Raw genomic sequence first — 22929 nt, 5'->3', positions numbered from 1 at the left:
TCACTAGCCTGAGGCGGCTCCGCACCGCGGAAGCCGTCCCAGACCAACCGGAGGTTTCCGTGCCACGTCTCACCACCCGTGTCGCCAAGGTCGCCGCGACCCTTCTCCTACCCGCGTCCCTGCTCTCGGCAACATCGTTGATGGCCTCTCCCGCACATGCCGACGGTCCCGGCAGCGGCACGCCGTGGATGGTCACCGTGGGTGACAGCTACGTCTCCGGTGAGGCCGGCCGTTGGGCCGGCAACAGCAACTCCGGCGAGTCGCTGATCGACGCGGGCGGCAGCGCGACGTACTTCGACAACGCCACCCACACGGCCGAGACGATCAATCGGTGTCACCGCAGCACGGCCGCGGAGGCGTACGTCGGCGGTGGCGTGAGCGGGCTCAACCTGGCCTGCTCGGGCGCGAAGGTCAGCACGACCACGACCAGCGAGGGCTACTTCAAGCCCGGCATCGACTTCTACTCCAGCGGCGGCAACCAGGGCCAGGCCCTCATGCTGCAGAACTTCGCGGCGAGCCACAACGTCAAGGCGGTGGCGATCGGCATCGGCGGCAACGACTTCAACTTCGCCAGCATCGTCACCCGGTGCGTCCAGAACTTCCTGACCTCGCCGTCCTGGAGCAAGGACTACTGCAAGGACGACTCGGTCGTCACCAGCGCGATGGCGGCCAGCAATGTCGCCGCGGTGCGCGCGAGGATCGCCACTGCGTTCCAGAACGTACGCACCGCCATGCGCAACGCGGGCTACGCAGACAGCGCGTGGACCCTGATCGTCCAGAACGTACCCTCGCCGCTGGCGACCTCGTCGGGCTACCGCTACAGCGAGTCCGGCTACACCCGTCAGAACACCGGCGGCTGCGGCTTCTGGAACGCGGATGCCGACTACGCGTACAACACGATCCTGCCGACGATCAACAACACGATCTCGGGTGCGGCGACCGACTCCGGACTGGCCAACATCAAGACGCTCAACGTCGCCGGCGCGTTCGCGGGCCGCCGTCTGTGCGAGAACACGGTGGGCCTTCTCGAGGAGAAGGGGTTGTCGAGCTGGCGGGTCTCCGGCGCGGTCGACAAGACCGAGTGGGTCAACCAGATCCGCACCGTCTCCACCACGAGCGGCAACTACTACATCCAGGAGAGTCTGCACCCGAACTACTGGGGCCAGCTCGCCCTGCGCAACTGTCTGCGCCAGGCCTACAACGGTGGCGCGCCGAGGGCCGGCACGTGCACCCACGGCACCGGGCTCAACGCCAACGGCGAGCCCTCCATGACCCTCAGCTGACCAAAACCTCGTCGAGTCGGCGCGTCAAGACGCGCCGACTCGGCGATTGGGTCACTCGGCGAAGGACTCCACGGGCGGGCAGGAGCAGACCAGGTTGCGGTCGCCGTAGGTGTTGTCGATACGGGCCACCGGCGGCCAGTACTTGTCGCCCGACCCGTTCGGCCCAGTGATGCCGCGCGGGAAGACGGCCTCCTCGCGCGAGTAGGCACGGTCCCAGTCGCCGACGAGGGCGCGGGAGGTGTGCGGGGCGCCGCGCAGGACCGAGGTCTCGGCGGTCCACTCGCCCGAGGCGACTCGGTCGATCTCGCCCTTGATCGCGATCATCGCGTCGATGAACCGGTCCAGCTCGCCGAGGTCCTCGGACTCGGTGGGCTCGACCATGAGCGTGCCGGCGACCGGGAAGGACATCGTCGGGGCGTGGAAGCCGTAGTCGATGAGTCGCTTGGCGACGTCGTCGACGGTGACACCGGTCTCCTTCGTGATCGGCCGCAGGTCGAGGATGCACTCGTGCGCGACCAGGCCGGTCTCGCCGCGGTAGAGCACCGGGAAGTGCTCGTTGAGCCGTGCGGCCACGTAGTTGGCCGACAGCACCGCGGCCGACGTCGCCCGGGTCAGGCCCTCGGCGCCCATGAGCCGGACGTACGCCCACGAGATCGGCAGGATGCCGGCCGAGCCGTACGGAGCGGCCGAGATCGCGCCGATGCCCGAGCGCTTCGAGGCGTCCGGGTGCAGGGAGTGCGAGGGCAGGTAGGGCGCCAGGTGGGAACGGACCGCGACCGGACCGACGCCCGGGCCGCCACCGCCGTGCGGGATGCAGAAGGTCTTGTGCAGGTTGAGGTGGGAGACGTCGCCGCCGAACTCGCCGGGCTTGGCGTAGCCCAGGAGCGCGTTGAAGTTGGCGCCGTCGATGTAGACCTGACCGCCGGCCTCGTGCACCAGCGAGCAGACCTCGGTGATGCCCTCCTCGTAGACCCCGTGCGTCGAGGGGTAGGTCACCATGATCGCGGCCACGTTCTCACCGTGGGCGTCGAGCTTGGCCCGCAGGTCGTCGAGGTCGACGGTGCCGTCCTCGGACGACTTCACGACCTCGACCTTCATCCCAGCCATCACGGCCGAGGCGGCGTTGGTGCCGTGCGCCGAGGAAGGCATCAGGCAGATCTTGCGGTGCCCCTGGCCCTGTGCGTCCAGGTAGCCACGGATCGCCATCAGGCCGGCGAACTCGCCCTGCGAGCCGGCGTTCGGCTGGATGGAGACCTCGTCGTAGCCGGTGACCTCGGCCAGCCACCCCTCCAGCTCCCCGACCAGGCGCGTGTAGCCAGCGGCGTCCTCGGCGGGCACGAACGGGTGCAGGTCGGCGAAGCCGGGCAGCGAGATCGGCTCCATCTCGGTGGTCGCGTTGAGCTTCATGGTGCACGAGCCGAGCGGGATCATGCCCTTGTCGAGCGCGTAGTCACGCGCCGCCAGCTTGTGCAGGTAGCGCAGCATCTGGGTCTCGCTGTGGTGCGCGTTGAAGACCTCGTGGGTGAGGTAGTCGCTGGTGCGCACCAGGCCGTCGGGCAGCGCGCTGCCCGTGGTGCGGTCGATCTCGTCCAGGTCCGCGCCCGAGACGCCGAAGGCGTTCAGCACGGCCGACAGGGTCGAGCGGGTGGTCGCCTCAGAGGTCGAGATGCCGACGGTGTCGGCGTCGACGAGACGAAGATGTACGCCGAAGCGGCGCGCCGCGGTGACGACATCGGCCGCCCGTCCGGGCACGGTGACACCCAGCGTGTCGAAGAACGTCTCCGAGACCAGCGGGAGGCCGGCCGACTTGAGCGCAGCTGCCAGGACGGCGGCGTACCGGTGGGTGCGGGTCGCGATCGTCCGCAGGCCGGCGGGGCCGTGGTAGACGGCGTACATCGAAGCGCCGACGGCCAGCAGCACCTGCGCGGTGCAGATGTTGGAGGTCGCCTTCTCGCGGCGGATGTGCTGCTCACGGGTCTGCAGAGCGAGGCGGTACGCGGGCCGCCCCTCGGCGTCGACGGAGACGCCGACGAGACGACCGGGCAGGTGCCGCTCGATCCCCTCGTGGACGGCCATGTAGCCGGCGTGCGGGCCGCCGTAGAAGAGCGGGATGCCGAAGCGCTGGGTCGAGCCGACGACGACGTCGGCGCCGAGGGTGCCGGGCGCCTCGAGGACGGTGAGGGCGAGCAGGTCGGCGGCGACGACGGCGAGCGCACCGCGCTCATGGGCGGCGTCGACGACCGGCTTGAGGTCGGGCACACGGCCGGAGGCGCCGGGGTACTGCACCAGCACGCCGATCGCGTCGCCCTCGGGCAGACCCTGCGAGAGGTCGGCCACGACGACGTCGAGGCCCATCGCCTCGGCGCGCACCTTCACGACCTCGATCGACTGCGGCAGGGCGTCGGCGTCGATGACGAACGGACCGGAACCCTTGCGGTTCGCCCGGTGCACCAGCGCCAGCGCCTCGGCGGCCGCGGTGCCCTCGTCCAGGAGCGAGGAGTTGGCCACCGGCAGGCCGGTCAGGTCGCCGACCATGGTCTGGAAGTTGATGAGCGCCTCGAGGCGTCCCTGGGAGATCTCCGGCTGGTAGGGCGTGTAGGCGGTGTACCAGCTCGGGTCCTCGAGCACGTTGCGACGGATCACCGGCGGCGTCACGGTGGCGTGGTAACCGAGCCCGATCATCGGCTCGCCGGGCTTGTTGGAGGCCGCGATCTCCCGCGCCAGCGACGCGACCTGGGCCTCACTCAGCGCAGCCGGCAGGTCCAGCGACTCGACCGAGCGGATCCCGGCCGGCACCGCCGCGTCCATCATCGCCGCGACCGAGTCGTACCCGAGCCGTTGCAGCATGGTCGCCTCGTCGGCGGCCGAGAGCCCGACGTGGCGCTCCACGAACGGAGAGGCGGCGTCGAGCTCGGACAGAGTGGGCGTGTCGGACACAGTGGCTCCTGAGGGCATCTAAGACAACTCGTACGCCCTCCCCCTCTGTCACCGCATCTGCGCCGCTTCAGAGTTGCCTGGTCCGCACAGTCGTGGATGCCTGAGAGTTTCCGGGGAGGAATTGCCCCTTCGGCGCCCCTTCGAGAGGAGCTCTCCCGTGCGGGATGGTCAGCACCACCAGCATAAACGACTCGACCCCAAGGCCCCGCCTCTGCGGGGTCTCAGGGTCGAGTGTTACGTGAGGTTTACGTCAGCCGGCGTTGCGGGCGGCGCGGCGGGCGGAGAGCTCGTCGGACATCGAGGCGACCTGCTCGCCGTCCTCGGCGGCACGCTCACTGGGAAGCTCGGAGAGGGTGCCCTCGATCTCGCGCCAGACGCCACCGATGGCGATGCCGAAGACGCCCTGCCCGCCCTGGAGCAGGTCGATGACCTCGTCGTTGCTGGTGCACTCGTAGACCGAGGCGCCGTCGCTCATCAGGGTGACGCGGGTCAGGTCGTCGGTGCCCCGCTCACGCAGGTGCTGCACAGCAGCGCGGATCTGCTGCAGCGAGATGCCGGCGTCGAGGAGTCGCTTGATGACCTTGAGGATCAGGATGTCGCGGAAGGAGTAGAGCCGCTGGGTGCCGGAGCCGGTGGCCCCGCGCACGCTCGGCTCGACGAGACCGGTGCGGGCCCAGTAGTCGAGCTGGCGGTAGCTGATCCCGGCCGCGTTGCAGGCCGTCGGGCCGCGGTAACCGGTGTCGCTCGGCAGGGGCGAGACATCGTCGGTGAAGAGAAGGCCCTGCTCGTCAGCCTGCTCCGCCGCGCGTTGCGCGTCGTCGGCGCCGTGGCCGGGCTTCTGTTCGTGGTCGAACACGATGTCCTCCATCGTCTACTCCGTTGTGCGTAACTCCACTCGGGGAATGAACGGCTGCGGCGGGGGGACCACATCGTTGGAGTTACAACAGAGACAACTACAAGGTAAGCGTCGCAAGGGCCCTGGTCAAAGAACCCCCTCCGGCGTGTCGTCCAGCCTAACCCTCAAGTAGAGCATGAGGCTTTTGGCGCGCGGTCGTCGCGACCAGCGCCGTCAGCGCCAGTACCACGGCTCCGACGAGGAGGCAGACCCGCATCCCGGGAAGGGTGAGAATCCCGCTGGCGCCGGCTCCCAGACCGCCGAATATGGCGACCGCGATCGCGCCGCCCGTCTGCCGGAACGTGCTCAGCGCGCCGGTGGCGACACCGACCCGGGCGGGCTCGACCGCGTCGATCAGGTCCGCGGTGACGAGCGTGATCGCCAGCGCGCCGCCGGTGGAGAGCGGGACGAGCAGGACGAGGACCAGCCAGACCGGCGTGGTCGTCGAAAGCAGGACCAGTGCGAGCATCCCCACCGCGAGGATCAGCTGGCCGCCGGCGATGAGCGGGCGCCGGCCGATGACGTACGCCAGGCGTGGTGCGAGCACGTTGGCGCAGGTGGTCATGGCCGCCGGGATGACGAACATCAGCCCCGCCGCGGCACCGCTCCAGCCCCGGACCTGCTGGTAGTAGAGGCCGAGCAGGAAGATCCCGCCGTAGAACCCGAAGTTGATCCCGAACCCGGAGACCAGCGCGACCGCCACCCTCCCCCGAGCCACCAGGCCGAGCGGCAGCACCGGCGCCGCCGAGCGGCGCTCCACCACGACGAACGCGACTGCCGCCGAGACCGCCACTCCCGCCGCGAGCACAGCAGGCGCGTGCCAGCCGGTGTGGCCGGCCTCGATGACGGCGTACGTCAGCGCGGACAGCGCGACCACGGCCAGCACCTGGCCTGGGAAGTCGAGCGGTGCCCGGCGCCGCACCGCCCGGATCCGCAGGCCGGCCAGCAGGGCCACGATGAGGATCCCGACCGGAACGTTGACCAGGAACACCCAGCGCCAGCCGGCGTACTCGCTCAGCAGGCCTCCGGCCACCGGACCCAGCGCCATCGCCGCGGATCCGCCGATGGTCCACACGGCGATGGCCTGACCCCGGGCCCGCGCGTCGTCGTACGCCACCCGGACCAGCGCCAGCGACGCCGGCATGACCAGCGCGGCGGCAGCACCCTGGAGCACCCGCGCCGCGATCAGCACCGGCATCACCGGTGCGGCGGCGCAGGCCACGGACGCGACGGTGAACAGCACCACGCCCAGCGCGTAGGCCCGCACCGGGCCGATCCGGTCGGTCACCGCGCCGGCCGAGAGCATCAGCGCGGCGAACATCAGCGTGTACGCGTCCACGACCCACTGCAGCCCGGCCATCCCGCCACCCAGGTCCCGATGGAGATAGGGAAGCGCGATGTTCACCGCGGAGACGTCGACGGTGATCACCGTGAAGCCCAGGAGCGCGGCGAGCAGCGCTCGAAAGCTCCCCGCCGGCACGGTTGCCGGGCCTCCGCTCGACGCCTCGTGGGCAACTGCGGTCATCGTGCTCCTCCTCCGGGTCGTTGTCCCCGAAAGTCTGGTCGCGTCACGCGCGCGGAGGCAGACCGCGTGATGCCGAGGTGTCACCAGGGGTGGGTGCAACACGGCCCCTCTCACCGGCCGGACCTGCGGCACACTGGTAGGGATGAGTGACATGGCTTCGACCGAGCTCGGGCGCTACCTGCGCGCCCGCCGGGCACGGGTCACCCCGGAGGAGGCGGGTCTGCCCGCCGGCACCGGCGTGCGGCGTACGCCTGGGCTGCGGCGCGAGGAGCTGGCTGCTCTCGCGGGCGTGTCGGTCGACTACTACACCCGGCTGGAGCGCGGACGGGAGACCAACCCGTCGACGGCTGTCCTGGACTCGCTGGCTCGTACGCTGCGCCTGACCGGCGATGCCCACCAGCGCCTGCACGAGCTGGCCGAGGTCGCCTCGGGACGCGTCAGCGTGCCCCAGGCGACGACCGACACGAACGTACGTCCCTCGGTGCTGGCCATGATCGAGCAGCTGCGACCGCTGCCTGCCTTCGTCTTCAGCAGGCACAACGACGCACTTGCCGCCAACCGGCCGGGCCGGCGGCTCTACCCGGGGCTGTGGGACGGGCCGCGGGAGCATCGGAACCTGACCCGTTACCACTTCCTCGACCCGGTGGGCCGACGCCTGCTCGACCCTTGGTACCAGACGGTGGCCAGCTCGGTCGCTCACCTGCGCGCCATCGGCGGCACCGACGTCGACTCACCCCGGCTGGCCGCGCTCGTTGGCGAGCTGCTGCTCAAGTCGCCGGAGTTCGCCGAGATGTGGGAACGCTACGACGTCTGTGAGCGCAGCGGTGGCACCAAGACGTTCGAACATCCGCACGTGGGCCGGATGACGCTCACCTACGAGGTCATGCAGCTGGCCCGCACCGGCGGTCAGCGCCTGGTCGTCTACCAGGCGGAGGCCGACACCATCGACGAGAAGGCGATGCTCGCACTGAGCGAGTGATCCCGCCCGAGCCTCAGTGGGACTCGAAGTCTTCCGGAGTGATCTCGTCGAGGAACTCGCGGAACTTCTCGATCTCGTCCTCCTGCTCGGCCGGGACAGCGAGCCCCGCCTCGTCGAGAACCTCGTCGGAGACCACGATCTTGGTCCCGGTACGCAGGGCCAGCGCGATCGAGTCCGAAGGGCGCGCGCTCACCTCGACGCCCGAGGCGAAGACCAGGTTGGCGTAGAAGACGCGGTCGGTGACCGAGGTGATCTGCACCTCGGTCAGCTCGTTGCCGGTCGCCTCCAGCACGTCCTTGAGCAGGTCGTGGGTCAGCGGCCTGGGCGGCACCACGCCCTGCTGGGCGAAGGCGATCGCGGTCGCCTCCACCGCGCCGATCCAGATGGGCAGGTATCGCTCACCCGCCACCTCGCGCAACAGCACGATCGGCTGGTTGGAGGGCATCTCCACTCGGACTCCGAGCACATCGACCTCGCGCATGTCATCCACCCTACCCGTCTCCGGGTCGCGACAGCAGCCCGGTTGACCGGTCATGTGAACCGAGTCAGCGGTCTCGCAGTCCTGACTTCACCAAGGTGGCGTGCAGACGGACCGCCAGGGAGGCGATCTCGCTGCCGATCTCCTCGGCGCGGCCCTGCGCTCCGGCATTCCCAGGGCGCCGCAGCGGCGCCACGATCTGCTCGATGAGGCCGACCTCGCGGTCGGCAGCGGCCTTCATGCCGCGCAGGTGACGGGGCTCGATGCCGAACTCGGCCAGCTCCTTGGCAGTGCGCGCGATCGCCAGGGCGTCGGTGTCGTAGTGACCGCTGCGCAGCGGCACCACCAGCGCCATCTTCTCCAGCTCGGTCAGCAGAGCGTCGTCGACCTCGGCCACCTTGAGGAGCTCGCGCCGCGAGATCCGCATGTTGTCGGTACGCCGGAACGACTCCGCGCCCGGCGCGCCGCTGGGCGTCAGGGCGACCGTCGGGACCGTAGGCACGGTCGCCTCGATCGCTGGCGGCTCGAGGCCTCGGTCGATCGCGTCGAGGTGCTCGCCGATGACCTTGAGCGGCAGGTAGTGGTCGCGCTGCATCCTCAGGACATAGCGCAGCCGCTCGACATCGCGGCGGGAGAACTTACGGTAGCCCGCGGGCGTACGCTCCGGCTTGATCAGTCCCTTGTCCTCGAGAAACCGGATCTTCGGGATCGTGACCGTGGGAAAGTCCGGACGCAACTGGTCCAGGACCTGCCCGATGTTGAGCCGCTCCCCCGAGTCGCTAGCCGGCCGTTGTGGGTCAGGCATCGCGGCGGCGGCCATCGGCTACGCCCCTTCGTGCCCGGCGTAGAAGACGAGCCGGAACTTGCCGACCTGGACCTCGTCGCCGTCCTTGAGAACGACCTTCTCGATCCGGTCACGGTTGACGTAGGTGCCGTTGAGGCTGCCGACGTCGGAGACCTCGAAGGTGTCGCCGGTGCGCGCGAACTCCGCGTGGCGACGCGAGACGGTGACGTCGTCGAGGAAGATGTCGCTGTCCGGGTGGCGACCCGCGACCACGGTGTCCTGGTCGAGCAGGAAGCGGCTTCCGGCACCGGGACCACGCTGCACGACGAGCATGCCGTTGCCCCTCGGCAGGGCCTCGACGGTGGCCGCCTCGACCGGGCTGAGCACCCGGTCTGAGGTGTCGGCGTCAGCCCCGAGCTGAATCGTCGAGGTCTGGTCGGTCCCGGTCAGGCTTACGCCACACTGCGAGCAGAACCGCGCTTCGTCGGGGTTCTGGCTGCCGCAAGCGGGGCACACGGACATTTTTGAGCTCCAGGTTCATCGAGGGCCGGGCACCTACCCTCAAGTGAACGTTGAGGGATGGTATCCGCAACCTATCAGGTCGGCCCAGGTGTTCGGTTGGGCTGCGCGAATTCTTAGCGCGCAGCCTTAGGCGTCGAGTGATGCCTCGTACGCCGCGGCGTCGAGGAGGCTCTCCAGCTCGGCAGGATCGGACGGCGTGACCTCGAAGAGCCAGCCGCCGCCGTAGGGGTCGTCGTTGACCAGCTCGGGCGTGGCGTCGAGCGATCCGTTGACCGCGACGACCTCGCCGGAGATCGGCGCGTAGATGTCGCTGACCGACTTGGTCGACTCCAGCTCGCCGCAGCTCTCGCCCGACTTGATCGTGTCGCCGAGGCTGGGCATCGACACGTAGACGATGTCGCCGAGGGCGTCCTGGGCGTAGTTGGTGATCCCGATCCGTACGGAGCCCTCGGTCTCGCCAGGGTTGCGCAGCCACTCGTGCTCGCTGGTGTACTTCAGGTCATCGGGGTACACGGCCATCTCCTCATCAGGCGTACTGGTCTGGCTGCGGAAGATCGTCCCGCAGCCGTTGTCGAAACCCTACTGCGACCCACCGACGAAACGGTCAGCGGGACACGGTGTGAATCGACTCGATGTCGATCTTCTCCTCCGACTCCACCTTTACCTCCGCGCCCTGCTCCTCGAGCTGGTCCTGCGGGCCCTGGTAGAAGTCGATCGCGCCGGCCAGCGTGTCGGGCGGGCCGATCACCTGGAGGCGGTACGGCGGGCTGATCAGCTCGCCGCCGACGTTGAGACCCTCGGCGGGTTGGCTGACCTCGATCGAGGACGACGCGACCAGGCGGACGGCCTCGCCGTCGGCCCCCTCGATCTCCATCGCCTCGGCACCGCTGGTACGCAGCTCCTCGATCAGGTCGAGGAGCGCGGTCAGCCGCAGCGGGTCGGCGCCGGGGTCGATCTCGATCGTGATCCCCGGGCCGCTGACCGGCACCGTCCCGGCGATCACCCGGAGCGTGTCGACCTGCTCCTCGGCACGCTGGAGCGCGGTCTGCTGCTGCAGGGTCTGGTCCTCGAGCTCGTCGCGGGTCGCCTCGAGCTCCTCGATCTGCTCCTGGGCCTTCTGCGTCGTGCCGGCCAGGCCGGAGAGGATGTCGATCAGCTCCTGCTCGCGCAGACCGGCGTACGTCGAGTCCTCGGTGTTCGTCTGGACCTGTACCACGGCGGCGTAGCCGAGTACGCAGAGCAGGACCGCCACGGCCACCTGGCCGCGCCGGAAGTGGGTGAGCGCGTCGAAGAGCCGCGCCCGGCCGACCAGCGGCGCCGGCTCCTCCTCGGGCTCGTCAGGCTCGTCAGGCTCATCGGACTCATCCGACTCGTCAGGCTCATCGGCCTTCTGGGTCTTCGGCAGCTCCTCGGCTTCGGCGACCACATCGGCCTCGCCGGCCTGCTTGGTCTCGTCGACTTCAGCCGCGTCCTCGACCTCGTCGGGCTCCGTGCACTCAGCAGGCTCCTCAGGCTCGTCGGCCTTCTCGAGGTCTTCGGCGGCCGCCTCCTCGACTTCGGCCGGCTCGACAGGCTCAGCAGGCTCGACGAAGTCGACTGGCTCGACAGGCTCGACGTCGTCCGCTTTCTCGGTGGACTCGACCGGCTCGTCGTCCGCGACATCGGCGTCGTCCGACGCCTCGGCCACCGGCTCCTCAGGCGCCTCGACAGGCTCCTTGGCCACAGCCTCATCGGCCACCACTGGCTCCGACGGCTCCTCGGCCTTGGCGGCGTCGGTCGTCTCGACAGACTCCGCAGGTGCCTGCTCAGCAGGCGGCGTACCTTCGTCTGAGGCCTCGGGCGTGGTGACGTCCTCGGTGACGGTCTCCTCCGCGGGCGCGACGGGCTTCTTCGCCGGTGCCTTCTTCGCAGGGGTCCGCTTGGCCGCGGTCCGCTTCACCGGTGGCCTCCTCTTCCGGTCAGGCATGGAAGATGTGCCTCCGGATGGCTGCGACGTTGGTGAAGATGCGGATGCCGAGGACGACGATCACGCCCGTGGACAGCTGGCCGCCGACGCCGAGGCGGTCACCGAGGTAGACGATGCCCGCGGCGATGACGACGTTGCTGATGAACGAGACGACGAAGACCTTGTCGTCGAAGATGCCGTCCATGAACGCGCGCAGCGCACCGAAGACGGCGTCCAGCGCGGCGACGACGGCGATCGGCAGGTAAGGCGCGAGGCCGACAGGCACCTCGGGCTGGAAGAACAGTCCCAGCACGATGCCGATCACTAGGCCGATGACGGCGATCATTCTTCGCGGTCCCCTTCGCTGTTCTCTTCAGAGTCTTCGTCGGTGTTGTCGGTGGGCTTCTTTGCGCCCTTGTCCTCGGACTTGGCCCCGAGGTGGGTCAACTCCAGCAGATCGGCGGGCGCCGCGGGAAGGGTGAGCCGGTCGATGTTCTCGACGTCGTAGGGCATCCCGTAGTCCTGCGTCGTGGTGTGGATCATCGCGCCGGAGACCGTCTCGGCGAAGCGTGCGGCCAGCGTACGCGTGTCGCCGATGGCCGACACCTCATAGGGCGGAGAGAGCGAGACGTCGTTCATCCGGAGGGCGGCGCCGGAGGTGATCACGCCGCTGCGCGGGGTGACCCGCTGGCCGTCGACGGCGACGGCGGTCGCTCCCGCCTGCCACAGGCCGTTGACGATCACGGCGAGATCGTAGTCGCGAACGGTGCCGCCCTCGTTGCCATCGGCGGCGTTGTCGATCGTGATCCTGATCCCCGAACCGGTCACCGGGGCGAACCCGGTCTCCTCCGCGGTCGCCGCGGCGGTCGAGGACGCCGACTCGGCCCGCAGCCCGAGCGCGTTGAGCGCCGACTCGCGGCTCTGGTTGTCCTCGCGCAGCTCGGAGATCTGCTGATGCAGGTCGGAGATCCGGTCCTGGCGCTGCTCGATCCGGTCGACCAGGACCTGCCTGCTGGTCTGGCGGACGTCCTCGTTGCGCGAGGTCTGCACCGCGGCGGTCGTGGCCAGCAGCGCGAAGAGTCCCACGACCACCATCGCCCACATCCCCGGCCGGCGACGCCGGGTCGGCTCCTCCGCCGTGGGCTCGCGCCTCGCGGCGGCGGCCATGTAGTCGGAGTCGATCGCATTGTCGGTGATGCGGTCCAGCAGTGGCTTGGTGACGTAGGCGCGCAGGTCCTCGGAGCCGGGGATCTGGTCAGGCACGGGTCGCCCCGCCCTTCTCGAGCGGTGGCGTGGTGGCCATCAGGCGACGTACCTCCTGGGCGTAGAGGACCAGGCTCCACCACAGCAGCAGGATCCCCCACAGCGCGAACGCCCAGCCGAAGGCCTGCGCCAGCTGGATCGGCAGGCTCGGCTCCAGGCCGAGGTCGAGCGTCTCGGGGATCTCATGGGTGAGATAGAGCAGCGGGAAGGAGGCCAGCAGGCAGAAGGCCCCCACCTTGCCGAGGAGATGGACCGGAAGCGTACGCATCCCACGGCTGCGCAGCGCCGGGATCATCGCCAGCAGACCGACGAGCCGCAGCGGCACCAGCAGCGCGATGGGCCACGGGATCACGTCGATCTGCCAGAGGGCGAGCGTCGCGGCGAGCACGAAGACGGTGTTGGCCACCACGTCGAGCAGCTCGCCCGAGCGGCGGCGGCCGAGCTGCTTGCGGTTCAGCCAGCTGTCGAGCAGGTCGGTGACCACCGCGAGACCGAACGCGGACAGCGCGATCGTGTCGTCCTCGGCGATCATCACCGCCCACAGCATCACCGGCGCATAGACGAGCCGCAGGATGCTGAGCAGCTTGCCGAGCACGGGCTGGTTGCGGTCGGCCGAGCCCCGCGGTCGCCGCGCGTCCCGGCCATGTTGCAGGCGGGGATCACCGGATCGACGGTTGGGCATCTGCGGGCTCTCCTCTGTCACCAGACGCGGCACGAGCCAACCCTAGTCGGTGGCCGTTGAGTCGTCGGCGTGGGCGGCGTCGCGGATCTCGCCGACCAGCTCCTCGATGACATCCTCCAGCGTCGCCAGGCCGATGGTGCTGCCGTCCTCACGGACGACCCGGGCCAGGTGGGCGCCGCGGCGCTGCAGGGTCTCGAGCGTCTCGTGGAGCGCGTCATCGGGGGTGACCGTCGCGAACGGACGGATCCACTTGTTCTGGACGGGCTGCCGGCGGCGTACGTCATCGGGCTCGAGTACGTCCTTGATGTGCAGGTAGCCGACCAGGTCGCCGTTGTCGCCCGCGACCGGGAACCGGCTGTAGCCGGTCGTGGCGCACACCGCCTCGATGTCGGAACCCGAGGCACCCCGCGGCACGATCGTCCAGTCGGAGATCGGGATGGTGACCTTGGCGACCGTCTTCTCGGTGAAGCCGAGCGCGCCGGCCAGGCGGCCGTACTCGTCCTCCTCCAGGAGCCCTTCGCCGCGGGACTCCTCGACCATGGCGGCCACCTCCGCGCGGGTGAAGGCGGAGCTCACCTCGTCCTTGGGCTCGATGCCGAGCGCCCGCACGCAGGCGTTGGCGACGTAGTTGAAGGCGACGATGATCGGGCGCAGCACGTAGACGACCGCGTAGATGGCCGGGCCGAGGACGAGAGCGGCCTTGTCGGGGCCGGCCAGTGCGATGTTCTTCGGCACCATCTCGCCGACCACCACGTGCAGGTAGGTGACCACGAGCATCGCGATCACGAAGGCGACCGGGTGGTGGAACGCCTCGGGCAGACCGATCAGGTCGAAGCCGGGCTCGAGCAGGTGCGCGAGCGCGGGCTCGGTGATCGCCAGCAGCAGCACCGAGCAGACGGTGATGCCCAGCTGGGCACCGGCCATCATCAGGCTGATGTTCTCCATCGCCCGCAGCGTGATCCTGGCCATCTGCGAGCCGGCCTGGGCGGCGGGCTCGATCTGGCTGCGCCGGGCCGAGACCAGGGCGAACTCCGAGCCGACGAAGAAGGCGTTGGCGAGCAGCAGCACGAGGCCGAGCACCAGTCCCATCGTGGTGCTCATCAGCCGATCACCTGCATCGAGATCCGGTCGATCCTGCGCCCGTCCATGATCTCCACGGTCAGCTTCACGTACCTCGCGTAGACGTCGTCATCGTCGGAGTCGGGCGGCGGGGTGCCGGGCACCGTCAGTTCCGCGCTCGCGCCCGGCTCGGGGATGCGGCCCAGCAGGCTCAGCATCAGGCCGGCGACGGTGTCGTAGTCCTCGCTCTCGGGCAGGGCGACACCGGTGATGTCCTCGACCTCGTCGGGACGCAGCAGCCCCGACAGCGACCAGCCGCCGTCCCGGCGCAGCCGGGCGCGGGCGCTGAGCGGGTCGTGCTCGTCTGCGATATCGCCCACGATCTCCTCGATCACGTCCTCGAGGGTGACGATGCCGGCCTGGTCGCCGTACTCGTCGAGCACCACCGCCAGCTGGAACCCCTCGGCGCGCAGCAGCGCCATCAGCGGGTCCAGGCGCAGCGAGTCGGGCACGACCACCGGCGGCACCATCAGGTGCTTGACCTTCGCCGTGGGCCGCTCGTGTACCGGCAGCGCCACGGCCGCCTTGACGTGCACCGTGCCGACCACGGCCTCGTTGTCGTCGAGCACCGGGAAGCGGGAGTTGCCCGTACGCCTTGTGAGCTCGATCAGCGCCTCGGCACGGTCGTTGTGGTCGAGGCTGTGGACGCGTACGCGCGGGGTCATGATCTCCCCCGCCGTGCGGGTGCCGAACTCGACCGAGCGCTCCATGAGCTCGGCGGTGTCGGCGTCGAGGGTGCCCTCGTGGGCGCTGCGCTGGATCAGCGAGGAGAGCTCGGCCGAGCTGCGCGCCGAGCGCAGCTCCTCCTGCGGCTCCATGCCCAGGCGGCGCACGATGGCGTTCGCGGTGCCGTTGAGCACCTTGATCGGGCCGCGCATGAGCCGGGTGAAGGCCCGCATCGGGCCCTGGGTGACGCGCGCGGTCTCCAAGGGCAGGGCCAGCGCGAGGTTCTTGGGGACGAGCTCACCGAAGAGCATCGTCACGATCGTCGAGAGGGTCAGCGCGACGGCCACCGCGATCGCCGCCACCGCGCCTTCGGGCAGCCCGGTGGCGAGCAGCGGCGCGTCGATGAGCTCGGCGATCGCAGGCTCCGACATCCAGCCGATGCCGAGGTTGGTCACGGTGATGCCGACCTGCGCGCCGGAGAGGTTGCTGGAGAGCTCCTTCATCGCGCGGAGCACGCCTTGGGCGGCCTTGTCGCCCTGCTCGGCGGCCATCTCCACCTGGGAGTGGTCGACCGTGACCAGGGAGAACTCGGCGGCCACGAACACACCACAGGCGGCGACCAGCAGCAGCGCCAGGAGGATGAACAGCACCTCGGTCATCACGCCAACCTCGACGGGTGCTGCCGCGAATCACTCAGCGGGCATGGATATTGGCCGGGTTGCGGTCCGTCCATCGGGGTTCAGATCGTCCTTAGCTGTTGGAAGTGCCGTCAGCCTACATGGCTGTGGTTGCGCCTTCTGCGTTGCTGTGCGGGGCTCTGAGGGACGTGTCGCGTTCCGGACACAGTTGTCCAGAACGGGGCTGTGAACCTTGACACACCCCGCCCGTTCGTCAACTCTTACGCGGCAGTAACCGACGATTCACGAGCCGAGGGAGTCCCCTTGACCATGTCCTCAGCCTCAAGACGTACGTTCCTGGCCGGAGCTGCTGGCGCTGCCGGTGCTGCGGCGTCCGGCCTGCTCGCCGGGCCGGCCGCGGCCACCTCGCCCCGCCGCGTACGACTGGTACGGGAGGAGCATCGGGCGGTCGTCATCGGGTCCGGGTTCGGTGGCGGCGTGGCCGCGCTGCGGCTGGCCGAGGCCGGCGTACCGGTCACGGTGCTCGAGCGCGGCCGCCGCTGGCCGACGGGCCCGGACGCGCAGACCTTCCCGACGGTGCGTTCGCTCGACAAGCGGGTGCTGTTCCACACCACCGCGCCCGAGGCGCTCAAGCCGCTGCAGAAGCTGCTCGGCACTCCCCTGAACTTCGGCCCGTACGTCGGTCTGCTCGAGCCCGTGCTCGGTCAGAACATGCTCGCCATGTGTGCGGCCGGCGTCGGCGGTGGCTCGCTGGTCTACCAGGGCATGACGCTGCAGCCCTCCGCGGAGGTCTTCAACACCTGGTTCCCGAACGAGCTCGACTACGAGCTCATGGACCGGGTCCACTACCCACGCGTGGCCAAGATGCTCGGCGCCGCGACCGCGCCCGACGAGCTGATCGCCTCGGACAACTACCGGGTCTCGAGAACGTTCGGCGAGCGCGTTGAGGCCGCCGGCTATGACCTGCAGAAGATCCCGATGCCGATCGACTGGTCCTACGCGCTGGCTGAGCTGCGCGGCGAGATGACTCCGTCCTACACCAACGGCGACTGCGCCCTCGGCGTCAACAACGGCGGCAAGCACTCCGTCGATGTCACCTACATCGAGCAGGCCGAGGCCACCGGCCTGGTGCAGGTCGCCACCCGCCACAACGTGACGAGCGTGGCGCGGGCAGCCGACGGTCGATGGGAGGTCCACTTGGACCGTACCAACGACGCCGGCGACGTGGTCGAGCAGAAGATCCTGACCACCCGCGCGCTCGTCATGGCGGCCGGCTCGCTCAACACCAGCAAGCTCCTCGTCCGCGCCGCAGCGACCGGCACCATCCCGGATCTTCCCGAGAAGCTCGGCCAGGGCTGGGGCACCAACGGCGACCGGATCTACATGTGGCGCCCCTTCGACGAGAACCTGACCGGTACGCAGGGTGGGCCCGTCGTCTACCAGAGCCAGGACTGGTCCGATCCGACCCGGGCGAACACCGTCATCCAGGCATCGCTGCCACCACTCCCCCTCGGCCTCGACCTGGGCGCCACGATGCTGGTCGGCTTCGGCGTCAGTGCCGACCGCGGCAGCTTCCGCTACAGCTCGCTGACCGACTCGGTGAGCCTGCGCTTCCCCTTCGGCGGCGACTCGGCGAGCTATCGCGCCATCCACGAGCGGGTCTCGAAGATCAGCGGCGGCTTCGGCGCCCTGATCGACACCAACACCATCGTCAACAGCACCTGGCACCCGCTCGGCGGCGCCAACATGGGCACCGTCTGCGATCTCGATGGCCGGGTACAGGGCCAGGACGGCCTCTACGTCCTCGACGGAGCCCTCATCCCCGGCACCACCGGAGCCTGTAACCCGTCGATGACCATCGCCGCCGTCGCCGAACGCGCGATGGACAACATCGTCGCCAAGGACGTCGGATCGGTCATCTGACGGGCTCGTTTAGAGCCGTTCCCCTTTTCAGCAAGATCATGCAATGCAAAATTCTGCAGATTTTGCCGAAAGGGGGTGACAACCCCTTAGGTGATGCGGCAACATTGTTCTTGCCCCGCTGGTGACCCGAGACGCCAGCGGGGCTCTTACGTTTTCCCGCCACCTCATACGAGCTTCGAGGCGACCTCGTTGAGGTTCGCGCGGAGCTTGGCGCGGTAGGCGTCGTGCTGCTCGGGAAGCCGCGCGTCACAGAAGGCCGCCAGGTCGGACCCGGTCACCTCGATGACCGACCGCCCCGCAGCGGCCTCGGTCTCGAACAGATCAAGAATCTCGCGCAGGATCTCGACGATGTCCATGCCGTCGCCGGCGGTGAAGCGCCACATGTAGCTCTTCATCTCCGAGTAGACGGTGCGGTAGTCCGCGGGAAGTTCGGCGGCGCGGGCTTCCATGCGCTTCCAGTCCTTCTTGTCACCTACGAGGCGGCTGAGGAGGTTGTTCACGGTGGTGCTCCTTGTGATCGGTTTGGTGTTTTCCCGGCTCCTTGTTTGGGGCCGTGAATGAAGCGTGCAGCCCTGACGTAGCGTCAAGGTCAAGCACCGATCCGAAGAAAGTTCTTGAGCGCCCCGGGCATCAGGCCGCGAGGGTGTGGTCGAGGAGTACGCCGCGCAGTCTGCGTTCTGCCGCCGACAGCCGCAGTGGTGGATCCGGTGCCCAGGTCTCGGGTGGCGGGCTCGTGTAGGTGTGGCCCGTGGGTGTGATGGTCGTGATGCTGCCGTCTGGTCCTGGTCTGGCCTGCCAGCCGAGGGCTTCCTTGGCCTGGTTGCATCGTTCGCACAGCCCTTGGAGGTTCGCGGCGCTGGTCGCGCCCCCATCAGCGTGGCGTTCGACGTGGTCGATGTTGCGGATCGGGGCGTCGCAGCCGTTGGTCCTGCAGATCCCGCCGTCACGAGTCGCGATGAACTCCGCGAGTCCCTCGGGGGCCTTCCGTGAGCGGGATTCCATCGCGATCAGTTGACCAGCGGGGTCGGTGAACAGGCGCCGCACGAACACCTCGGCATCGGCCAGCGCGTCACGGGCCCAGGCCGCTGGGACGGGTCCGTAGCCCTCGACCATGGCCGGCTGATCTGCGTCGTTGGTGAGGGAGTCTGCGGTCATCACGATCTTGACCTCGATGCGAGGCTTGGCTCCCTGAGCGCGGCCGGTGACTCGGTCGACGAGGGTGTCGGCCATGACCTGACCCCGGGTCCGCTCGTCCCCGGCGGCCGCAGCGGTCTTGGCTGCTTGATCGAGCGCGGCGAAGACGGCGACGCCGTCCTTGACCGGCAGGAGAGCCCCGAGCCAGGTCATCGTGTCGGGTGCCGGGCGCAGACTGACCCGGCGGTCTTTCTCGGCGTTGGCGGCGCGGGCGACGACGGATGCTTGGTCGAGGGTGATGGCGAGCTTCTTGGCGGCGTTCTCGAGCTGGCGCAGCCCCATCGACACCGCCTTCGCCGGCTGATCGCTCAGCCCAGGCGCACAGAGCTCGTGGTCGATGACCCTGCGGTCCTCCAGCGAGAGACAGGCGGTCTCCCGAGCCAGGATGGTGGCCTGCCACTGGGAGAACAGCCCGGCCTTCATCAACGCGAAGGTGTGCGGCATCTCGCCGATCAGGATCTTCGCCAGCCCGAGCAGTTTGGCGCCTCTCTCGGGCGAGACCCGCCGCGCCAACGCGATCTGAGAGGCGACCCCTTCGCCGAGCTTGCGGGCCGGAACCCCAGCCTCGACCTGCCGCGCCCGGACCGCTTCCTCAAGACGTACCGCCGCTTCTGCCTGAACCGCCTCAGCAGTGCACTTGACCTCTTCGAGGCGCGCGATCCAGTCGACCAACTCACCCTCGGACGCACCCGCAGGCGGCCCAGCAAGAAGGCGGTCGATGGTCTCGCACATAAGCCTTATTATATGCGACAGAGCACCACGAAGCGACCCATTTAAGCAGGTCAGCACCAAGTTACGCAGTCAACGAACAAGACACCTGAGTCCCGCGCCACTCCCTCGCCGCCGCCCCGATACAGGCGAAATCTTTCTCGATCGGGTGCCGAGTCAAGGACCGCGAAGCGGCCGGCGAAGCCGGCGCCCGAAGGGCGTCCTTGACGCGGCGCGCGATCGAGAAACACTCAAATCAAGGGTCGGCGGCGAACCCTGAAACGAAAACACAGCCCGTAAGCGAGCTTTCCCCAACAAGAAGAACCGTGTTGGTCTCGACACGCCTCCGCCTAGCAGCTCCGGCGGCTCGACCAGCGGTGGCTCCAGCGGCTCGACCAGCGGCGTCAGCGCCCGACGGCGTACCCCTGAGCCCCCCGAGCATTAGCAGCAGCAGAAAGCGTCCCAGTCTCAGGATCACGAGTAACCGCAGAGAGCCGCCCAAGCGACCAGTCACCACTCAGCTCAACAGCATGACCCCGCCGCCGCAGCCCCTCGACGACCGCATCCCCGAGCCGATCCTCGAGCACGGCACCTGCAGGAGTCCAAGTACGCGGCCAGAAGGACCCGGGGAAGGACGTCGAGTGAAGCGCAGGAGCATCGATGGCCTCCTGAGGCGAATAGCCGCCGACGAGAGTACGCAGCAGATAGAGCAACTGCCACTGATCCTGCTGGTCGCCGCCAGGTGAGCCGACGGCGGTAACGGCCCGGCCCTCACGCAGCACGAGGGTGGGCGTGAGAGTCGTGCGCGGCCGGCAGCCCGGAGTGAGCGTAGACGGCAGGCCCGGCTCGAGCCAGGTCATCTGCAACCGGGTGCCGAGGCAGAAGCCAAGCTCGGGGATGGTCGGCGACGACTGCAGCCACCCGCCCGAGGGCGTCACCGCGATCATGTTGCCCCAGCGGTCGGCGACGTCGATGTGACAGGTGTCGCCGCGGGTCTCGCCTTCACGCGAGACGGTCGGCTCCCCCACTCCGGACGCGGCAGCCGCGGGGTCGTAGGTCTCGCGCAGCGGCGGGAAGGCCGCCGCACCCAGCCCGGGCCTCACCTCGGCCGAGGCGACATCGGTGATCAGGGGACGGCGGGTGGCGGCGTACTCCTCGGAGAGGAGGGTCTCGATCACGACTGGATCGGCGCTGTCGCCGTAGTGGGCGTCGCGGTCGGCGAAGGCGAGCTTGGTGGCCTCCAGGATCGTGTGCGCACCGTCGGGATTGCTCGGGTCGAGGAGCGCGTCGTCGAGCGGTTCGAGCAGGTTGAGGGTCTGCAGCAGGACCGGCCCCTGGGTCCACGGCCCGGCCTTCGCGATCGTGTGGCCCCGGAACTCGGTCGTCACCGGAGTCTCGTACGCAGCCGAGAACCCGGCCATGTCGGCCGCCGTGATCACCCCGGAATGATCGGTTCCGGAGGAGTGGCGGTGCGGGGTGCGTACGAACCGTTCGATCGCCTCGGCGACGAAGCCGCTCCCCCAGGCGGCACGCGCCGCGTCGATGCGCTCCTCGCGGGTCGCGGCGCCGTCGCCGGCGGCTACGAGGCGGTCGAGCACGGCGGCGTAGGCCTCGTTGCGGACCATCGTGTCCGGCTCCGGCAGCTCGCCGTCGACGAGCCAGTGGGCGGCCGAGGTGGGCCAGTGATCGCGGAACAGGTCGGCCACGGCGGCGATCGTGGAGACCGCCCGGCCCAGGATCGGGTGGCCGTTGCGGGCGTAGTCGATGGCGTAGGCGAGCACCTCGCCCAGCTCCCAGGTGCCGTGGTCGCGCAGCAGCATCAGCCAGGCCTCGACCGCGCCCGGCACAGCGGCGGCCAGCGCGCCCGAGCCGGGGACCAGCTCGAGCCCCTCGGCCCGCATGTGCTCCACCGAGGCCGCCGCGGGCGCCGGCCCCTGGCCCATCAGCACCGTCGGCTCACCCCCGGCAGGAGCGAAGATCCCGACCAGGTCGCCGCCCGGCCCGTTGAGGTGGGGTTCGACCACGTGCAGCACGAACCCACCAGCGACCACCGCGTCGAAGGCGTTGCCGCCGCGCTCGAGCACCGCCTGCGCGGTACCGCTGGCCAGCCAGTGCGTCGAGCCGACCATGCCGAACCTCCCCAGCAGGTCGGGACGGGTCTTGAACGCGGCCGGAGGGGTGTAGGAGGAAGGCACGTCTTCAGGCTACGAGCGCGCGTCGAGCGTCCCGTCGTCGGCCCCGACCCCAAGATAGGGTCGCCCCATGAGTGCGCCAGCGGTCCGGGGCCGCCTTCAATGGTCAGTCGTCGTGCCGGTCCTCGCACTGGTGGTGCTGGTCTTCTCGTGGCTCCGCCACGACCACTGGACGATCCTGGCCGTGGTGGCGGCGGTGCTGATCGGCGCGGTGCTGGGCGCGGTCCACCACGCCGAGGTCGTCGCCCACAAGGTCGGCGAGCCCTTCGGCTCCCTGATCCTCGCGATCGCCGTGACCGTGATCGAGGTCGGCCTGATCGTCATGCTGATGACCAGCGGCGGCGACAGCACCAGCACCTATGCCCGCGACACCGTCTTCGCGGCGGTGATGATCACCCTCAACGGCATCGTCGGGCTCTCGCTCATGGTCGGTGCCCTCAAGCACGGGCTGGTCAGCTTCAACGCCGCCGGCACCGGCTCGGCGGTCGCCACCGTCATCGCCCTGGCCGGTCTCACCCTGGTGCTGCCGAGGTTCACGACGTCGGCGCAGGGCCCGCAGTACTCGACCTCGCAGCTCGTCTTCGCCGCCATCGCCTCGCTGGCGCTCTACGTCGCGTTCCTCTTCACCCAGACGGTCCGCCACCGCGACTTCTTCCTGCCCGTCACCAGCGACGAGCATGGCCGGATGACCGGACTGGTCGACCTCGACGAGGACAGCCACGCCGACCCGCCCTCGACCCGAGAGGCCGGCCTCAGCCTGGCCCTTCTCCTGGTCTCCCTCATCGCCGTGGTCGGCCTGGCGAAGGTCCTCTCCCCCACGATCGAGAGCACCGTCAAGAGCCTCGGGTTCCCCTACGCGGTCGTGGGCGTCGTGATCGCCCTCCTCGTCCTCGCTCCCGAGTCGATCGCCGCCGTACGCAACGCCTCCCGGGACCGGGTCCAGACGAGCCTCAACCTCGCCTACGGCTCCGCGATGGCGTCGATCGGTCTCACCATCCCCGCCCTCGCCGTAGCGATGATCTGGCTCAGCGGCCCCCTCGAGCTGGGCCTCGAGCCGACTCAGATCGTGCTTCTGGTCATCTCGGTTTTCGTCACGGGGCTCACCGTCGTCCAAGGCCGCGTCTACGCCCTGCAGGGGTTCGTCCACCTGGTCCTGCTGGCTGCGTTCCTGTTCCTCTCGATGCAGCCCTAGCCGG

Annotated in this window: 20 protein-coding genes and 1 riboswitch; of the genes, 4 read left to right on the top strand and 16 right to left on the bottom strand. The window is 69.3% G+C overall.

From position 1 onward, the window contains the following. Positions 1 to 59 precede the first annotated feature (59 nt). Entirely contained in the window at positions 60 to 1283 is a 1224-nt protein-coding gene (locus ABTW65_RS02655; protein ID WP_350658255.1) for an SGNH/GDSL hydrolase family protein, read from the top strand. A 51-nt stretch (positions 1284 to 1334) separates the two neighbouring features. Here the strand turns inward: ABTW65_RS02655 and gcvP are convergent, their stop codons facing one another. The 3 genes from gcvP to ABTW65_RS02640 form a co-directional block, all read right to left on the bottom strand. Further along, a complete protein-coding gene (gene gcvP, locus ABTW65_RS02650; protein WP_502890534.1) occupies positions 1335 to 4238 on the bottom strand; it encodes an aminomethyl-transferring glycine dehydrogenase in 2904 nt (967 codons plus the stop codon). Between the two features lie 59 nt (positions 4239 to 4297). Continuing rightward, positions 4298 to 4388: riboswitch (glycine riboswitch) on the bottom strand. 82 nt (positions 4389 to 4470) lie between these two features. Next, positions 4471 to 5088 (bottom strand): MerR family transcriptional regulator, encoded by a 618-nt coding sequence (locus tag ABTW65_RS02645; protein WP_350658253.1) that lies wholly within the window; start codon positions 5086 to 5088, stop codon positions 4471 to 4473. A 145-nt stretch (positions 5089 to 5233) separates the two neighbouring features. Next, positions 5234 to 6640 carry an MFS transporter gene (locus tag ABTW65_RS02640; protein WP_350658251.1) on the bottom strand — a complete coding sequence of 469 codons (1407 nt, stop codon included), beginning with the start codon at positions 6638 to 6640 and terminating at the stop codon, positions 5234 to 5236. A gap of 142 nt (positions 6641 to 6782) precedes the next feature. Between ABTW65_RS02640 and ABTW65_RS02635 the strand changes: the two genes are divergently transcribed. Next, positions 6783 to 7619, top strand: coding sequence for a helix-turn-helix transcriptional regulator (locus ABTW65_RS02635; RefSeq protein ID WP_350658249.1), 837 nt, complete (start codon positions 6783 to 6785; stop codon positions 7617 to 7619). Positions 7620 to 7632: 13 nt separating this feature from the next. On the opposite strand, the gene ABTW65_RS02630 is transcribed toward ABTW65_RS02635, so the two are convergent. The 10 genes from ABTW65_RS02630 to ABTW65_RS02585 all read right to left on the bottom strand — a co-directional run bounded on the left by ABTW65_RS02630 (position 7633) and on the right by ABTW65_RS02585 (position 15737). Then, complete coding sequence (locus tag ABTW65_RS02630) at positions 7633 to 8100, bottom strand: bifunctional nuclease family protein (RefSeq protein ID WP_091042032.1); 468 nt, start codon at positions 8098 to 8100, stop codon at positions 7633 to 7635. A gap of 64 nt (positions 8101 to 8164) precedes the next feature. Next, positions 8165 to 8917 carry a transcriptional regulator FtsR gene (ftsR, locus tag ABTW65_RS02625; RefSeq protein WP_350658248.1) on the bottom strand — a complete coding sequence of 251 codons (753 nt, stop codon included), beginning with the start codon at positions 8915 to 8917 and terminating at the stop codon, positions 8165 to 8167. Positions 8918 to 8920: 3 nt separating this feature from the next. Next, on the bottom strand, positions 8921 to 9403 hold the full coding sequence (locus tag ABTW65_RS02620; protein WP_160023650.1) for an FHA domain-containing protein: 483 nt from the start codon (positions 9401 to 9403) through the stop codon (positions 8921 to 8923). Between the two features lie 126 nt (positions 9404 to 9529). Beyond that, a complete protein-coding gene (gene gcvH / locus ABTW65_RS02615; RefSeq protein WP_350658247.1) occupies positions 9530 to 9916 on the bottom strand; it encodes a glycine cleavage system protein GcvH in 387 nt (128 codons plus the stop codon). A 91-nt stretch (positions 9917 to 10007) separates the two neighbouring features. After that, positions 10008 to 11342: a DUF881 domain-containing protein gene (locus ABTW65_RS02610; RefSeq protein ID WP_350658245.1), complete on the bottom strand. Its 1335-nt coding sequence runs from the start codon at positions 11340 to 11342 to the stop codon at positions 10008 to 10010. Between the two features lie 19 nt (positions 11343 to 11361). Next, positions 11362 to 11694 (bottom strand): small basic family protein, encoded by a 333-nt coding sequence (locus tag ABTW65_RS02605; RefSeq protein ID WP_008359542.1) that lies wholly within the window; start codon positions 11692 to 11694, stop codon positions 11362 to 11364. Continuing rightward, positions 11691 to 12611, bottom strand: coding sequence for a DUF881 domain-containing protein (locus ABTW65_RS02600; RefSeq protein WP_350658243.1), 921 nt, complete (start codon positions 12609 to 12611; stop codon positions 11691 to 11693). The genes ABTW65_RS02605 and ABTW65_RS02600 overlap by 4 nt, the downstream gene beginning before the upstream one ends. Then, positions 12604 to 13293, bottom strand: a complete 690-nt coding sequence (locus ABTW65_RS02595) for a CDP-alcohol phosphatidyltransferase family protein (protein WP_350658242.1) — start codon at positions 13291 to 13293, stop codon at positions 12604 to 12606. The genes ABTW65_RS02600 and ABTW65_RS02595 overlap by 8 nt, the downstream gene beginning before the upstream one ends. Before the next feature lie 42 nt (positions 13294 to 13335). Next, positions 13336 to 14394, bottom strand: a complete 1059-nt coding sequence (locus ABTW65_RS02590; RefSeq protein WP_350658240.1) for a hemolysin family protein — start codon at positions 14392 to 14394, stop codon at positions 13336 to 13338. Continuing rightward, a complete protein-coding gene (locus ABTW65_RS02585; protein WP_350658239.1) occupies positions 14394 to 15737 on the bottom strand; it encodes a hemolysin family protein in 1344 nt (447 codons plus the stop codon). The genes ABTW65_RS02590 and ABTW65_RS02585 overlap by 1 nt, the downstream gene beginning before the upstream one ends. A 288-nt stretch (positions 15738 to 16025) precedes the next feature. On the opposite strand from ABTW65_RS02585, the gene ABTW65_RS02580 reads away from it, so the two are divergent. Beyond that, positions 16026 to 17639 (top strand): GMC oxidoreductase, encoded by a 1614-nt coding sequence (locus ABTW65_RS02580; protein ID WP_350658238.1) that lies wholly within the window; start codon positions 16026 to 16028, stop codon positions 17637 to 17639. A 164-nt stretch (positions 17640 to 17803) separates the two neighbouring features. On the opposite strand, the gene ABTW65_RS02575 is transcribed toward ABTW65_RS02580, so the two are convergent. The 3 genes from ABTW65_RS02575 to ABTW65_RS02565 all read right to left on the bottom strand — a co-directional run bounded on the left by ABTW65_RS02575 (position 17804) and on the right by ABTW65_RS02565 (position 21736). Then, positions 17804 to 18139, bottom strand: a complete 336-nt coding sequence (locus ABTW65_RS02575) for a DUF1048 domain-containing protein (protein ID WP_350658237.1) — start codon at positions 18137 to 18139, stop codon at positions 17804 to 17806. A gap of 130 nt (positions 18140 to 18269) precedes the next feature. After that, positions 18270 to 19565: an HNH endonuclease gene (locus ABTW65_RS02570; RefSeq protein WP_350658236.1), complete on the bottom strand. Its 1296-nt coding sequence runs from the start codon at positions 19563 to 19565 to the stop codon at positions 18270 to 18272. A gap of 380 nt (positions 19566 to 19945) precedes the next feature. After that, positions 19946 to 21736 carry a gamma-glutamyltransferase family protein gene (locus tag ABTW65_RS02565; RefSeq protein ID WP_502890533.1) on the bottom strand — a complete coding sequence of 597 codons (1791 nt, stop codon included), beginning with the start codon at positions 21734 to 21736 and terminating at the stop codon, positions 19946 to 19948. A 67-nt stretch (positions 21737 to 21803) separates the two neighbouring features. Here ABTW65_RS02565 and ABTW65_RS02560 point away from each other — a divergent pair, with 67 nt between their 5' ends. After that, entirely contained in the window at positions 21804 to 22925 is a 1122-nt protein-coding gene (locus ABTW65_RS02560) for a calcium:cation antiporter (RefSeq protein ID WP_350658234.1), read from the top strand. Positions 22926 to 22929 lie beyond the last annotated feature (4 nt).

It is taken from the genome of Nocardioides sp. NPDC127503, assembly GCF_040302165.1.
Taxonomy (GTDB): Bacteria; Actinomycetota; Actinomycetes; order Propionibacteriales; family Nocardioidaceae; genus Nocardioides.
The sequence above is the reverse complement of the archived record's forward strand: the minus strand, read 5'-3'. Positions and strand labels throughout refer to the sequence as shown.